Source organism: Myxococcus stipitatus DSM 14675, from assembly GCF_000331735.1.
Classification (GTDB): domain Bacteria; phylum Myxococcota; class Myxococcia; order Myxococcales; family Myxococcaceae; genus Myxococcus; species Myxococcus stipitatus.
This window is the reverse complement of sequence record NC_020126.1, coordinates 322979-336483: the sequence shown is the minus strand read 5'-3', so window position 1 is coordinate 336483 and position 13505 is coordinate 322979. Positions and strand designations below refer to the sequence as shown.

10 protein-coding genes are annotated in these 13505 nt (G+C 70.3%); 4 read left to right on the top strand and 6 right to left on the bottom strand.

Annotated elements, in window-relative coordinates:
• Window positions 1-340: 340 nt before the first annotated feature.
• Window positions 341-3193: a serine/threonine-protein kinase gene (locus tag MYSTI_RS01305; RefSeq protein ID WP_015345885.1), complete on the top strand. Its 2853-nt coding sequence runs from the start codon at window positions 341-343 to the stop codon at window positions 3191-3193.
• A 321-nt stretch (window positions 3194-3514) separates the two neighbouring features.
• Here MYSTI_RS01305 and MYSTI_RS01300 read toward each other — a convergent pair whose 3' ends face one another.
• From MYSTI_RS01300 to MYSTI_RS01290, 3 genes are all read right to left on the bottom strand, one after another.
• Window positions 3515-4147 carry an FMN-binding negative transcriptional regulator gene (locus MYSTI_RS01300; protein ID WP_015345884.1) on the bottom strand — a complete coding sequence of 211 codons (633 nt, stop codon included), beginning with the start codon at window positions 4145-4147 and terminating at the stop codon, window positions 3515-3517.
• Between the two features lie 130 nt (window positions 4148-4277).
• A complete protein-coding gene (gene gyrB, locus MYSTI_RS01295) occupies window positions 4278-6731 on the bottom strand; it encodes a DNA topoisomerase (ATP-hydrolyzing) subunit B (protein ID WP_015345883.1) in 2454 nt (817 codons plus the stop codon).
• 157 nt (window positions 6732-6888) lie between these two features.
• A complete protein-coding gene (locus MYSTI_RS01290; protein ID WP_015345882.1) occupies window positions 6889-7347 on the bottom strand; it encodes a hypothetical protein in 459 nt (152 codons plus the stop codon).
• A 100-nt stretch (window positions 7348-7447) separates the two neighbouring features.
• On the opposite strand from MYSTI_RS01290, the gene MYSTI_RS01285 reads away from it, so the two are divergent.
• Window positions 7448-8200 carry a GNAT family N-acetyltransferase gene (locus MYSTI_RS01285; protein ID WP_015345881.1) on the top strand — a complete coding sequence of 251 codons (753 nt, stop codon included), beginning with the start codon at window positions 7448-7450 and terminating at the stop codon, window positions 8198-8200.
• 13 nt (window positions 8201-8213) lie between these two features.
• Here the strand turns inward: MYSTI_RS01285 and MYSTI_RS01280 are convergent, their stop codons facing one another.
• The 3 genes from MYSTI_RS01280 to MYSTI_RS01270 form a co-directional block, all read right to left on the bottom strand.
• Window positions 8214-9035: a helix-turn-helix domain-containing protein gene (locus MYSTI_RS01280; RefSeq protein ID WP_015345880.1), complete on the bottom strand. Its 822-nt coding sequence runs from the start codon at window positions 9033-9035 to the stop codon at window positions 8214-8216.
• 5 nt (window positions 9036-9040) lie between these two features.
• Window positions 9041-11203, bottom strand: a complete 2163-nt coding sequence (locus tag MYSTI_RS01275) for a cation:proton antiporter domain-containing protein (protein WP_015345879.1) — start codon at window positions 11201-11203, stop codon at window positions 9041-9043.
• Window positions 11204-11334: 131 nt separating this feature from the next.
• Window positions 11335-11703: a response regulator gene (locus MYSTI_RS01270; protein WP_015345878.1), complete on the bottom strand. Its 369-nt coding sequence runs from the start codon at window positions 11701-11703 to the stop codon at window positions 11335-11337.
• A gap of 358 nt (window positions 11704-12061) precedes the next feature.
• On the opposite strand from MYSTI_RS01270, the gene MYSTI_RS01265 reads away from it, so the two are divergent.
• On the top strand, window positions 12062-12757 hold the full coding sequence (locus MYSTI_RS01265; protein WP_015345877.1) for a ferritin-like domain-containing protein: 696 nt from the start codon (window positions 12062-12064) through the stop codon (window positions 12755-12757).
• Window positions 12758-12771: 14 nt separating this feature from the next.
• Entirely contained in the window at window positions 12772-13494 is a 723-nt protein-coding gene (locus MYSTI_RS01260; protein WP_015345876.1) for a ferritin-like domain-containing protein, read from the top strand.
• Window positions 13495-13505: the final 11 nt, after the last annotated feature.

Here is a 13505-nt window from a genome sequence, read left to right as displayed (position 1 = left end):
CCCGTGGCCGCGTCCGCCTAGATAACCGCCCTTTCTCCACATGCACCGCGGCCGACCGTGAAGAAATGTGAAGGAACCTGGCAGCGCCACTCCGCTCCCCGACAACCCACTGAAATCACAAGCTCCGCCCAGAGCCAATCCCCCGGACCCCGGATAATCCACACCCATCGACGAATCATTCTGAGACCCGCGAAGCCTCAGAGCGAGAGCAGCCCCAGCGGGAGGGGTTCGAATTCGACCTCACCAGAAACTTCGCCTGCGACGCGAGCCGTCTCCGGGACTTTCAACAGAAGAGGAGTATGCTCGCTATTTCCCAACATCCAGGGCTGGCCTTTTGATCGTGGCGGAACCCACTCCCCAGACATTCGGCAAATACGTTCTTCTCTCGAAAATCGCCGCCGGCGGAATGGCGGTGACCTACCGCGCGCGGATGACGGGAGCGGCGGGCGTCACGAAGCCTTGCGTCATCAAGCAGATCCTCCCCCACTTCGTGGACGATGAGGACTTCGTCGAGATGTTCATCGGCGAGGCGCGGCTCGTGGCCAGCATGAGCCACAGCAACATCGCCCAGATTTTCGACTTCGGAGAGGTGGACGGGCAGTACTTCATCGCCATGGAGCTGGTGCAGGGCCAGCCGCTCTCCAAGGTCCTTCGCCGCGCGCAGCGCATGGGCATGGGCCTGTTCCCGGAGAGCCTGGCGCTGCACGTGGCCAGCAAGCTGTGCGACGGCCTGGACTACGCGCATCGCCACGTGGGCGAGGACGGCGTCGAGATGGGCCTGGTCCACCGCGACGTCTCGCCGGACAACGTCCTCATCTCCTACGAGGGCGAGGTCAAGGTCATCGACTTCGGCATCGCCAAGGCCACCAGCGCCGTGGAGGCCAAGACGTCGCCGGGCACCCTCAAGGGCAAGTACCCCTACTTCTCCCCGGAGCAGGCGCGGGGACGGCAGGACCTGGATGCCCGCACGGACGTGTACGCCGCGGGCGTCGTCCTCTACGAGATGGTCTGCGGCAAGCGCCCCTACGAGGGCGAGTTCGTCACCGTCCTGCCCCGCATCCTCCAGGGCGACTGTCTTCCGCCCACGACGCTCAACCCGTCGATGACGCAGGACCTGGAGAACGTCATCGCCCACGCGATGGCCGTGGACCGCGACGAGCGCTTCCAGACCGCCAAGGAGCTGAGCGCGTCGCTGGTGGAGCTGCTCTACCGGGACAACCCCCGCTTCACGCCGTCCGAGCTGTCGCAGCTCATGGCCTACCTCTTCGCCGAGGAGCTCACGGCCGAGGGGCGCAAGGCGGAGGTCTCCCCCGCCTTCATGGAGCAGGTGGCGTTCTGGCAGGCGAGCACGGGCGAGTCCTCGCAGTCCCGCGCGCGGCCCCTGCGCCCCTCCAACCCCGGCCTGCGCTCGAAGCCCGGCAGCGACGGCGGCGCGAAGCCTCCGACGGACGGCGCGCGCCGGTCCTCGGTGAGCAATCCGTCCCTCCGCAAGGTGACGAGCTCGGGGAGCCTGCGCCGCGTGACGAACACGGGCCTGCCTCGCACGGAGGTCTCCAGCGCGGGCCGCAAGCTGCCCACCAGCGAGCGCCCCGGGCCTCCCGTGCCGGAGCTGCCGGAAGAGCCCGACACCGACTCGAGCGACTTGAGCCAGGCGCTGATTGCCACCGAGGTCCCCCTGGCCATGGCCACGCTGGCCGCGCCTCGGGACACGCCGGTGGAGAACCCCGTCGTCACCGCGCAGTCCGCGACGACGCAGCCGGTGTCCTCGGCCCTGGGACGTCCGCCCACGGGCACGGGCCTCCGCACGACGGCGGACGAGGCCCGGGAGACCCTGGCGAAGGAAGAGGCCGAGCGCCGCGCCCAGCAGCAGAAGGCCGTGAAGACGATGAGCCTCTCCGTCTTCGGCGTGGCGGGCTTCGCGCTGTTCGTCGCGCTCCTCTACCACTTCGTCCTCAAGCCGGACGCGCCCGACCCCCGGGCCGCCAACGCCGCCACGCTGTGGGTCACCTCCACGCCCGAGGGCGCCAAGGTGAAGCTCAACGGCCGCGACGTCGCCGGCAAGACGCCCCTCATGGTGGAGGGCATCCTCGTGGGCGAGGCCAACACCCTGGTGCTCACGCTGCCCGGGCACCTCGCGTGGACGCGGCGCTTCACGCCCGCTTCCATGATGCTGGAGCCCCTGAAGGCGGAGCTCCAGCCCGTGCCTCCGTCGGAGCCCGCGAGCCCTCCGCCTCCCAGCGCTCCGCCCGCCCAGCCCCCACCCGTCGTGGCCGCGGTCGCCACCGGCACCGCCGTTGAACCCACCGTCGTCGAGGCCAAGGCCGTCGAGGTGGCCCCGACGGAGGACGCGGGTGTCCCCGCCGCCGCCGAGAACACGGCCACCGCGGAGGCCGAGCCGAGCGAGGACCCCGTCCCCCTGGTGGAGCGCGCCAAGCAGATCAACGACGCGGAGCGCGAGTTCTACGAGGTGGACTACCCGACGCGGCTCCTGGTGGTGCGCCCCATGTACAACGCGGCGCTCATCCCCGAGTACGCCACCGCCTCCATCGACCTGAACCCCAACGTCGCGTACTCGGTGTGGACGCAGGGCAGCGCGGCGCTCGCCGAGGGACGCGGCACCGCCTCCGGCACGCTGGCCTACTTCATCGAGGGAGAGGGCCCCGCGGACAGCAGCTTCGGCCTCTTGAGCGCGTCGGCGCGCACCGTCAAGAACGCGCGCAAGCTGCACGTCTTCGCGGTGGATGAGACCGGGCCCGAGGACAACAGCGGCTCCATCCACGTCGTCATCCGCCAGTCCGCCTACGTGCCGCCGCGCTCGCTCACGTTCGATGCGCAGCAGCACGCGCTGCAGCTCAAGCCCGAGCAGCAGGTGCTGCTGCGCGGCCTCAACCCGCGCGCCACGTACCTGTTCACCGTGCGGGACGACATCGCGGAGCTGCGCCCGGGAGCCCCTGGCCGCGTGCAGCAGGTGCTGTGCGTCGAGCGAGGCACGTCGCCCGCGTCGGTGCGCGCCACGCACCGCATCCTCGAGACGGGCAAGCGCTATCAAATCACCGGCGCCGAGGACCTGCGCTGCTTCTTCCCGGACACGAAGAGCGACGACAACCAGGGCGCCCTCGAGATGGACATCGTGGACACCACGTCGCTGTCTCGAAAAGAGCGCGCCGCCGCCCTCCGGGGCTCTCGCCGCTAGGGGCCCGCTCGAGGACAGCCAGCCGGACGAGCCATCCGGCCTGCTTGTTCCACGAGCCTCCACCAGCACCTCTCGCCCGGAGGCCCGCCCCACGGGGGCCACGAGGTGCCTAACCTTCCGTTGTCGCACCCCTCACGGGTTCGGCCCCCTCGGGATGGACAGGCGAGTGGGCGAGGCGATGACAGGTTCCCGCCGTAAGGGCTCATGGGGCCGCGAAGCTCCTCGGCCGGCTCGACAAGACGGGAAAGGCACGTGGGCGCGGGGCCGAGGATGGGCACCGGGCCCACGAGTCTTTTCCCACGCCGAGGCGCAAGGCGCGCCCTACTCGACCTCCAGCACGCACGCGCGCATCAGCGCCGCCAGCTCCACGTCGCCGGGCTGGCCACCACGCTCCAGCGCCGCGATGACCCCCTCGCGGTCCGCCAGGCTCTTGTTCTGGCTCAGCTTGAACTTGCCCTCCAGCCGCGTCACCCGCAGCTCGAAGGCGACAATGCCTCCCATCAGCCGCTCCACGTACGCGTCGACCTGCTCCGGGCGCCAGGCGCTCGCGGTGTCGGGCTCGTAGGTCGCGGCGGACGCGCGGAGGATGCGCAGCGTCTCGTCGCGCGAGGTGATGACCTGGGGGCGCCCGTAGGCATGCACCGTGGCGTAGTTCCATGTGGGCACCTGCGGCGACGTCGCGTACCACCGGGGCGACACATAGGCGTGCGGCCCCTGGAAGATGACCATCGCGTCCCGCTCCGCGGAGAACGCGCGCCACTGGGGATTGGGCAGCGCCAGGTGCGCCATCAGCCGGACCGCGCCCGCCGCGTCGCGCTCCACGAGGAAGGGCAGGTGCGTGGCGAAGGGCGCGCCGTCCTCGCCCACCGTCACCAGCACGGCGAAGGAGTGGCGGCTCATCAGCGACAGGAGCCGCTCCGCGTCGCGCTCCTCGAAGTGGCGGGGGATGTACATGCGCCCCTGCGTCCCTCGAATCCGCCGCGCAGTCAATCCAGGCCCCTGGAACGAAACGAGGCGCGGCGCCCTGATGGCACCGCGCCCCGTGAGACGTCCGCGACGCCAGGCCCCAAAGCCCGGCGCCCGCTCAGATGTCCAGGTTCTGCACGTCCAGCGCGTTGCGCTCGATGAACTCGCGGCGCGGCTCCACCGCCTCGCCCATCAGCAGCGAGAAGATTTCATCGCTCTCCACCGCGTCCTCCACCCGCACCTGGAGCAGCGTGCGCGTGAGCGGATTCATGGTCGTGTCCCAGAGCTGCTCCGGGTTCATCTCGCCCAGACCCTTGTAGCGCTGCAGGCCCAGGCCCTTCTGCGCGTCCTTGCGGAGCGCCGCGTGGACCTCCTGCGCGGAGTACGCCGTGACGTACCCGCCATCCACCTTCACCTTGTACGGCGCGTCACCCAGCGCCTTGAAGGCGTCGCGCAGCGACATCAGCTCCACGTACTCCGGCGACGACAGGAAGGCGTGGTCGAACACCGTCTGCCGCATGGCGCCGTTCACGTCCGTCTGGAACACCAGCTTCTTCGTCTGGTGCTCGGAGTCGCCCACCACCTCGTGCGACACGCGGCCCAGCACGTCCGGCATGCGCCGCTCGAACTCCGCGAGCGCGCCCTTCACCGCGGCCGCCAGCGCCGCCTCGTCGCCCAGCATCTCCGCCGTCAGCCGAGCGCCCTGCACCACCGCGTCCACCACTCGCGCGTCGCGGCGCTTCGCCTGCTTCTCCAGCCGCTCCTCGTACGCAATCACCTTCTCGAGGAGCACCTTCAGGTCCGTGCCGCCCACCTCGCCCGAGGGCGTCAGCACGCGGCCGTGCTCGGTGGCGATGCCCAGCAGGTACTCGTCCAGCGCGCGCTGGTCCTTGACGTACTTGTCCTTCTTGTTGCGCGTGACTTTGTAGAGCGGCGGCTGCGCGATGTAGAGGTAGCCCTTCTGCAAGAGCTCCGGCATCTGGCGGAAGAAGAACGTGAGCAGCAGCGTGCGGATGTGGCTGCCGTCCACGTCGGCGTCCGTCATCAGGATGATGCGGTGGTAGCGCGCCTTCTCCGGGTTGTAGTCCTCCGCCCCGATGCCCGTGCCCAGCGCGGTGATGAGCGTGACGATTTCGGCGCTGGTGAGCATCTTCTCGAAGCGCGCCTTCTCGACGTTCAAAATCTTGCCGCGCAAGGGGAGGATGGCCTGGTTGCGCCGGTCGCGGCCCTGCTTCGCGGAGCCACCTGCGGAGTCACCCTCGACGATGTAGAGCTCGCTCTCGTGCGGGTCGCGGCTCTGGCAGTCCGCCAGCTTTCCGGGGAGGCCACCGCCGTCCAGCACGCCCTTGCGGCGCACCGTCTCACGCGCCTTGCGCGCCGCGATGCGGGCCCGGCAGGCATCGCCAATCTTCGCGATGACCTTCTTGCCCACCATCGGCGTCTCTTCCAGGAAGGTGGCCAGCTGGTCGTTCACCATCTGCTCGACCAGGCCCTTCACCTCGCTGTTGCCCAGCTTCGTCTTCGTCTGCCCCTCGAACTGGGGGTTGGGCAGCTTCACGGAGATGACCGCGGACAGACCTTCCCGGGCGTCCTCACCCGTGGGCGTCTCCTTCAGGTCCTTCCAGATGCCGCTCTTCTCCGCGTAGCTGTTGAGCGTGCGCGTCAGCGCGGCCTTGAAGCCGGACAGGTGGCTGCCACCCTCGTGGGTGTTGATGTTGTTGGCGAACGTGTAGATGCGCTCGTCGTAGCCATCGTTCCACTGCATGGCCAGCTCCAGCGACACGCCGTCCTTCTCCACCGTGAAGGCGATGGGCTTGTCGTGCAGCACCGTCTTCGACTTGTTCAGGTACTCCACGAACGAGGAGATGCCGCCGTCGAACTTGAAGTCGTGCTCCTTGTTCGTGCGCTCGTCGTTGATGGTGATGTGCAGGCCGGCGTTGAGGAACGCCAGCTCGCGCAGACGCTGGCTGAGCGTCTCGAAGTTGAAGTCCAGCAGCTCCATCACCTGGGGGTCCGGCTTGAAGGCGATGAGGGTGCCGCGCTTCTCGGTGGTGCCCACCACCTGCGGCGAGCCCTGGGAGACGCCTCGCGCGTAGGACTGCTCGTACACCTTGCCCGAGCGCTGGACGCGGACCTTGAACCACTCCGAGAGGAAGTTCACGCACGTGACGCCCACGCCGTGCAAGCCGCCGGAGACCTTGTAGGCCCCGTTGCCGAACTTGCTGCCCGCGTGCAGCTCCGTGAGGACCACTTCCAGCGTGTCCTTGCCCTTGAACTTGGGGTCGGGGTGCGGACCCACGGGGATGCCGCGCCCGTTGTCCTGGACGCTCAGCGAGCCATCCACGTGGATGACGACGTTGATGTCCGTGCAGTGGCCCGCGAGCGCCTCGTCCACGGCGTTGTCGACGACCTCGTACACGAGCTTGTGGAGGCCGTAGGCCACCGTGTCGCCGATGTACATGCCAGGGCGCTTGCGGACCGCCTCCAGGCCTTCGAGCTTGGTGATGCTGTCGGTCCCATAGTCACCGGGCGGCGGGGCGACCGCGGCGCCGGTAGCGGGCGTCTTTTCCATGTGAAGCTGTCCTTGGGAAAAGGAGCTCTGCAACAGGGCTGTGCCTACCATCTCGAGGCACACTGAACAAGAGTAACGAGCCCTCGCAAAGCTGCGTAAATATTCGTGAAAATCGCTTGGCCGGCCCCTTGGACGGCGGCGCCCGGAAACCGGGAGGTCAAGCGTCGAGTCGAGGCGGCGGGAGGCGGTCCTCCAGCGCCGAGAGCAGCTCTTCGAAAACAGCCTTGCGGGCAAAGAGATGCCGGGTGACGAGCACCCGACCCTCCTCCTTCAGGAACAAACCCAGCACGTCACCCTTCCTGCCAAGCCGGCGCACCGAATCAATCTGGCCCCAGTGCAAATCCAGCTCGCGGGAGCTGAAGGGGCGGGCCACGCGCACGCCGCGGGCGTCCAGGGTGACGCCCCAGCCGGAGCGCGGACGCAGCCGGTGCAGGGCGACGAGGAAGGCGAACATCAGCCCCGCGGTGACACCCGCGCGGGCCATGTCCTGGACGCCGCCCCCGTCGCGGGCGTTGGCCAGGGCCCAGGCGGTCAGCACCGCCAGGACACACGCCCCCAGGAAGAGGGCGATGCGGGTGGCGCGGGGGTCGAAGGCGAAGAAGCGCGGGCTGCTCATGCGTGAGGGCGCACCCTAACCCTCCTGGAGGACGGACGCGCGGTTTTGAGCACGCCGTTGTTCGCCTCCCAGCGGGGGCCGCCTACGCTGTGGGCACCCCATGACCGATGCCGAACTGAACGACCGACTGCGCGCCAACGTCATCGCCTTCAAGCACCTCCAGCGGGAGCGCGGTCTCCTGCGCCACTGGAGCGCCCCCGGTCTGGACGCCTTCAGCCTCCCCGAGCACCCCACCGAGTCCCACTTCCAGCAGGCCTACTTCGCCTCGCCCCAGGCCCTGGACCAGGGCCTGCCCGCGCTGGAGGCGTACTTCCGGGGCCAGGGAATCCCCGCCTGGAGCGTGAACGTCCTGCCCGGGGACGACGAGGGCGGCCGCCTCCTGGGCGCCGCGGGCTACCGCCCGGAGAACCGCATTCCGGCCATGGGCCTGGCCCTGGCGGACGTCCCCGAGGACCCGCCCACCTTCCCCCTGGTGGAGACGCCCCTCCAGGACGAGATGGTGGCGCTCAACGCCCGCGTCTGGGGGAAGTGGGAGGACATCCTCGCCGTCTGGCGGCGGCCCCCCGCCCTGCCCGTGCACACGCTGGTGGCGCGCGAGGCGGGCGTGCCCCTGGCGTGTGGCTTCGCGCTGGACGTGGGCGACACCGCGGGCGTGTACATGGTCGTCACCGCGCCGGAGGCCCGGGGCCGGGGACTGGCCTCGGAGGTGATGCGCGGGCTGCTCTCGGGCGCCCGGGAGCGCGGCCTCCACGCCTCCGTGCTCCAGGCCACCGAGCAGGGCCGGAGCGTGTACCGCAAGCTGGGCTACCGGGAGTTGGGGGACTGGGTGGGGTGGCTCCAGCGCGCGAACTGAGCACCGCCGCCCTTCAGCGCAGCGCTTCCAGTTCCTCCAGCGCCGCCAGCACCTGCACGGGCTGCCGGGCTTCATCCAGGCGCTCCGCCAGCCCTCGCGCCGCCAGCCGGGCCACGTGGGCCATGCGGATGAGCCGCGCGCGGCCCCGCTCGCCGTCCACCGCCGCGACCACCAGGCGCACGGGACGGCCGTCCGGCGTGTCCACCCGCAGGCCCTTCGCCAGCGTCACCAGCGCCACCACCGACGGCACCCCGGGCAGGAAGACATGGGGCACCGCCACCCCGCCGCCCACCGCGCACGAGGACAGGTCATCGAGCTGGCTCAAGCCCTCCACCAGCCGCGCGGCATCCACGCCCGGCAGGGCCGCCGCCAGCCGACCCGCCACGACGTCCAGCACGTCCTCCCAGCCGCCACAGGAGACCTGGAGCACCACCCGCTCCGGCGCCAGCAGCGGCGCGAGCGCCGGCACCGGCGCGTCCCCGTGGGTGCCACCCCGCACCGGGAACTCCGCGTCCAGGAAGTCGCGCACCCGGGCGAGCTGCGCGCCCGTCAGACGGCGGCGCGCCAGCTCCAGGAAGAGCGTGCCGGAGCCCGGCACCTCCTCCAGGTATTCGGCGACATAGGGGCTCACCCGGTTCGCCACGTCCATCAGCAGCGCGGGCGGCACATCCAGCTCGCGCGCGATGGCCGTCAGCCGCTCCACCGTGGGCGGCGCGTCCACGCCGTTCTCCACCCGGCTCAGGTACGCGCTCGACACACCGATGCGGCGGGCCAGGTCCCTCAGGGAGAGCCCCGCGTCCACGCGCAACAGCCGAAGTGTGGCCCCCAGGTGCATGGCCCTCAGCTCCTCGTCGCCACCGCCGGAGCCACCGGCTCGGACTCGGCCACGGGCTCGGTCGCGACCTCCGCCACCGGCTCCGGCTCATGCACCACCAAGAGCGAGCCCGGTGCGTCGCGGACGATGCGCTCACGGTGGAGGCCGAACAGCCGGTCCTCCAGGCCCCACTGCGCGCCCATGCCCACCACCACCAGGTCATAGCCACCCTGGCGGACCTCCTCGAGCGCGGCGTCCTCGGGCGTCTCGCTGCGCACGACCTTCAGCCGCACGCCCGGCCCCTCCGTCGAGGGGAACAGCTCCTCCACCTGTGCCCGCGCGTTGTTGCCCTCGCGCGACGTCACGTGCAGCACCGTGACCTCCGCGCCCGCGTGCTTCATGAGCCGACGCGCCAGCTTCAGCGCCGCCCGGTCATGCCGGCTGCCGATGAAGGGCACCAGCACGCGCTTGACGTCCACGAAGCCCCGGTCCACCAGCACCGCCACGGTGCCGGACGCGGCGCTCATCACCTCGTGCACGGTGCCGCCGAGCACCGTCTGGCTGAACAGCGGCTTGTGCCAGCCGAGCAGCAGCAGGTCCGCGCGCTTCGCCTGCGCCGTGCGGCAGATGTCCTGCGCGGGCTCCGTCGACACGAAGGACAGGGGCCGCACCGACAGCCCCAGGCTCCCCGCCCGGCCCAGGAGCGGCGCGAGCACGCTGTCCCCCTCCGGCTCCACGTCCGGGGCCAGGGCGTCCGTCTCCGTGCCACGCAGCGACACGCGCTCCGGATGCACCAGGTGCAGGGCGTGGAGCTGCGAGGCTTCGCCCCCCGCGGACAGCGCCTTGGCGAGGCTGGCCATGCCCGGCCCCGCCTGCTGATGGGAGATGCACATGAGCATCGAGTAGGGCGCCGCCGTGCCTTGCGCGGGCGGAGACTCGAACGTCACCCGGTCCATCGCCAGCTCCTCGGTGGGATAGAACCACCGCAAGAGCGGCGTGGTCATGAACGTGGTCACCAGCGCCATCAGCACCATCATCGTGAAGAGCGTGGGCGAGATGACGCCCAGGTCCAGGCCCAGGTTGAGGACGATGAGCTCCATCAACCCGCGCGTGTTCATCAGGACGCCGACGGCGCCCGCCTCGCGCCAGCGCATGCCCGTCATCCGCGCCGCCACCGCGCTGCCGCCGAACTTGCCCAGGCAGGCCAGCAGGATGATGACTCCGCACGTCAGCCACGCCTCGGGCGTGTTGAGCAGGCCAATCTGCGTGCGCAGGCCGCTGAAGGCGAAGAAGACGGGCAACAACAGCACCACCGCCACGTCCTCCAGCTTCTCCGCCAGCGCCTCGGCGAGCCCGCCCTCCTTGGGGATGACGGCGCCGAAGAGGAAGGCCCCGAAGAGGGCGTGGATGCCGATGAGCTCCGTCGCCCACGCGGACGCGAGCAGGAGCAGCAGCGTGCCGGCCACCACGTTCTGCGTCAGGCCCTCCCGGCTCGCCACGCGCGCACCCAGCCGCGCGAGGAACGGCCGCACCACCAGCAGCATGAAGGCGATGTAGCCCATGGCGAGCAGCGTGGTGAGCCCCGCGTGCATCAGGTCCGAGGCCCGGACGATGGACACCACGAAGGCGAGCAGACACCACGCCGTGACGTCATCCACCGCCGCGCACGTAATCGCGATGGCCCCCACGCGCGACTGCAACAGCCCCCGCTCCGTGAGGATGCGCGCGAGCACCGGGAACGCGGTGATGCTCATCGACACGCCCATGAAGAGCACGAACGAGGAGAAGGGGACGCTCGGGTCCGAGAAGTCCCGGTAGAGCCAGAGCGCCGCCGCCGCCGCGCCCAGCGCGAAGGGCACCACGATGCTCGTGTGGCTGATGGCCACCGACGCGTGGCCACGCCCCTTCAAGAGCCGGGGGTCCAGCTCCAACCCGATGAGGAACATGAACAACACCAGCCCCACCTGGCTGAGCATCGTCAGCGCCGGCATCGAGCTGGGGGGGAACAGCGTGTTCATCAGGTCCGGCGCGAGCCACCCCAGGAGCGAAGGGCCGAGCACGATGCCCGCCACCACCTCCGCGATGACCAACGGTTGCCCCAGCCAGCGCGTCCCACGCCCTATCAGCCGAGACACGCCGATGATGACGATGAGCTGCACCAGCAGCAGCGTGAGCGCGTTGGCGTGCATCCTACCTCCGTCGAAGACGTGCGTGTTAAGTGGGCACTTACCAGTCCGCATCGCGGGGCGTCAAACATCCATTGCGCCCGCCTGCCCGCCCACCGCGTGCATGTTGGAGACCCGGCAGTGCGGGTGCGTGCTCACGCCGCCTGGTGTTTACGGATGGCCTCCAGCAGCGTGTCCACGTCCACGGGTTTGCGCAGATGTCCACACGCGCCAATCTCCTCGGCCACCTGGCGCGCGTTGGCGGACGCGGAGAAGACGAGCAGCGGGATGTCGCGCCACGCGGGCACCTGGCGCATGGCGCGCGCGAAGCCCGCGCCGTCCATCACCGGCATCATCATGTCCAGCAGCACCAACCCGGGCAGCTCGCGTGAAGCGCCCAGCACGTCGAGCGCGTGCTTGCCATTGCTGGCCCCCACCACCTCGTAGCCCGCGTCGCGCAGCACTTCCTCCAGGGCCTCGCGCAGGTCCGCGTCGTCATCCACCACCAGCAGCGGCCCAGTCACGCACGCACCTCGCTCTCGCGCCCACGGCCCGCTCAGCCTACCGCGAGCCCCTCACCGCGATGACCGCCCCCCTCCCCTGGGCGCCGCGATGTTGAGCACTGGCCACTTGCCTCGCCAGCGCGCGCTCCCGCCGCTTCCATTTGCTGTCACCGACTCCAATCCGTTGACACGGCCCACGGACGAACGCGGCACCGCCCTGGAGCACGGGTGGCGCGCGGCCAGGTGTCGCGCACGTGTCGTCCGGGGAAATCCCTCGCGCGCGCGAAAATCCGCGCGGAGCCGTTCGTCGTAGTCCGCCGCAGCCGGGTTTCAGGGGGCACCCGGCGCACTCTTCTCGACCGCCTCTTCGGATGGATTCATGACGGAAGGACTCTCCTCTCGCCGGGCCGCGCTGCGGGCCGTCGCGGGCCTGGGGCTGACGGCGGGCCTGCTCACACACGGCTCACCGGCGCACGCTCGCTTCGCACCGACGGACGTGGACGCGCTCAAGTCGTTGCTCATCGCCGAACGCAACGCCCTCAAGACATACCAGGCGGGCCTCGCCGTGCTCGACACCGCCGCCAGCACCGACCCGCTGCTGCGCTTCCGGGGCATCATCACGGCCATTGCCCGCCACTTCATGGCGCAGCACGCGGACCACGCCGCGAAGCTGTCCCAGTTCATCACCCGGCAGGGCGGCGCCGACGACGTGGGCGACGGCGAGGCGCAGGTCCCCGCGGACTTCGTCCCCAGCATCCAGAACGTCCTCGACCTGGCCACCAACGCGGAGAAGGCCGCCGCCATCGGCTACACCGACGCGCAGAAGAACCTCAACGCGGCGGACAACGCGGACCTCGCCGCCGCCATCGGCGCGGTGGAGGCGCAGCACTTCGTCGTCCTCCACCTGGCCGCCCGAGGCTTCGTCACGCCCGCCGCGTCCACCCTCAACCAACCCGCGGACGCGCTCGCGTCCATGGCCGCCCAGTTCGTGCCCACCAGCTTCGCGCTCACCGTCGATGGCGCGCCCGGGCTCGACGACGAAACCCTCCTGCCTTTCTACGACGTGACGAAGTGATGGAGACCGCACCCATGACCACCCCACTCCCGTCCGATGAGCGGCTGGAGCGCCGCCAGTTCATCCAGGGGCTCGCCGCGGTCGCCACCACGGCCGCGCTCTCCGGCTGCGCGAACCGCGAGGAGTCGCCGCTTCCCCATGGCAGCGGCATCGACCGGGCCCGCGAGGCCAGCGCCCTCAACACGCTGCTGGCGCTCGAGTACTCGCTCATCGACGGCTACCACCAGGGCATCACCCTGCTCACCGCCGCCCATGAAGACCCGTCCCTGCCACAGCCGCAGCGGGACCTGGCGGGGCTCGCGCTCGCCGTCGCCCAGGCGTTCCTGGAGGACCATGAAGCCCATGCGGTCCTGCTGTCGGAGATGCTGACGAACCTGGGCGCCACGCCCGTGCGCCCGGACCAGGCGCCCTTCCTCCCGCCGCCCCAGTTCAAGCCCTCCGTCGGCAACGCCCTCAAGCTGGCCGCCAACGAGGAGCGCCGCGCCGCCTTCGGCTACAACCGCGTCGTGAAGGGGCTCAACACCCCGAGCACCCGCTTCGGCCTCGCCTCCATCGAAGGCGTCCAGGCGCAGCACTTCGTGGTGCTCAAGGCCCTCATCGACTCGCTGGTGGACACGACGCCCGCCTTCGACGCGCAGCAGGCCGTGCCCGCGCCCTTCGTCTCCTCCACCGTGAGCCTGGGCGGCGGCAACGGGCTCCAGGACGTGCCCGACCTCGCCGTGAACAACCCGGGCTGACAGGTGCTCGA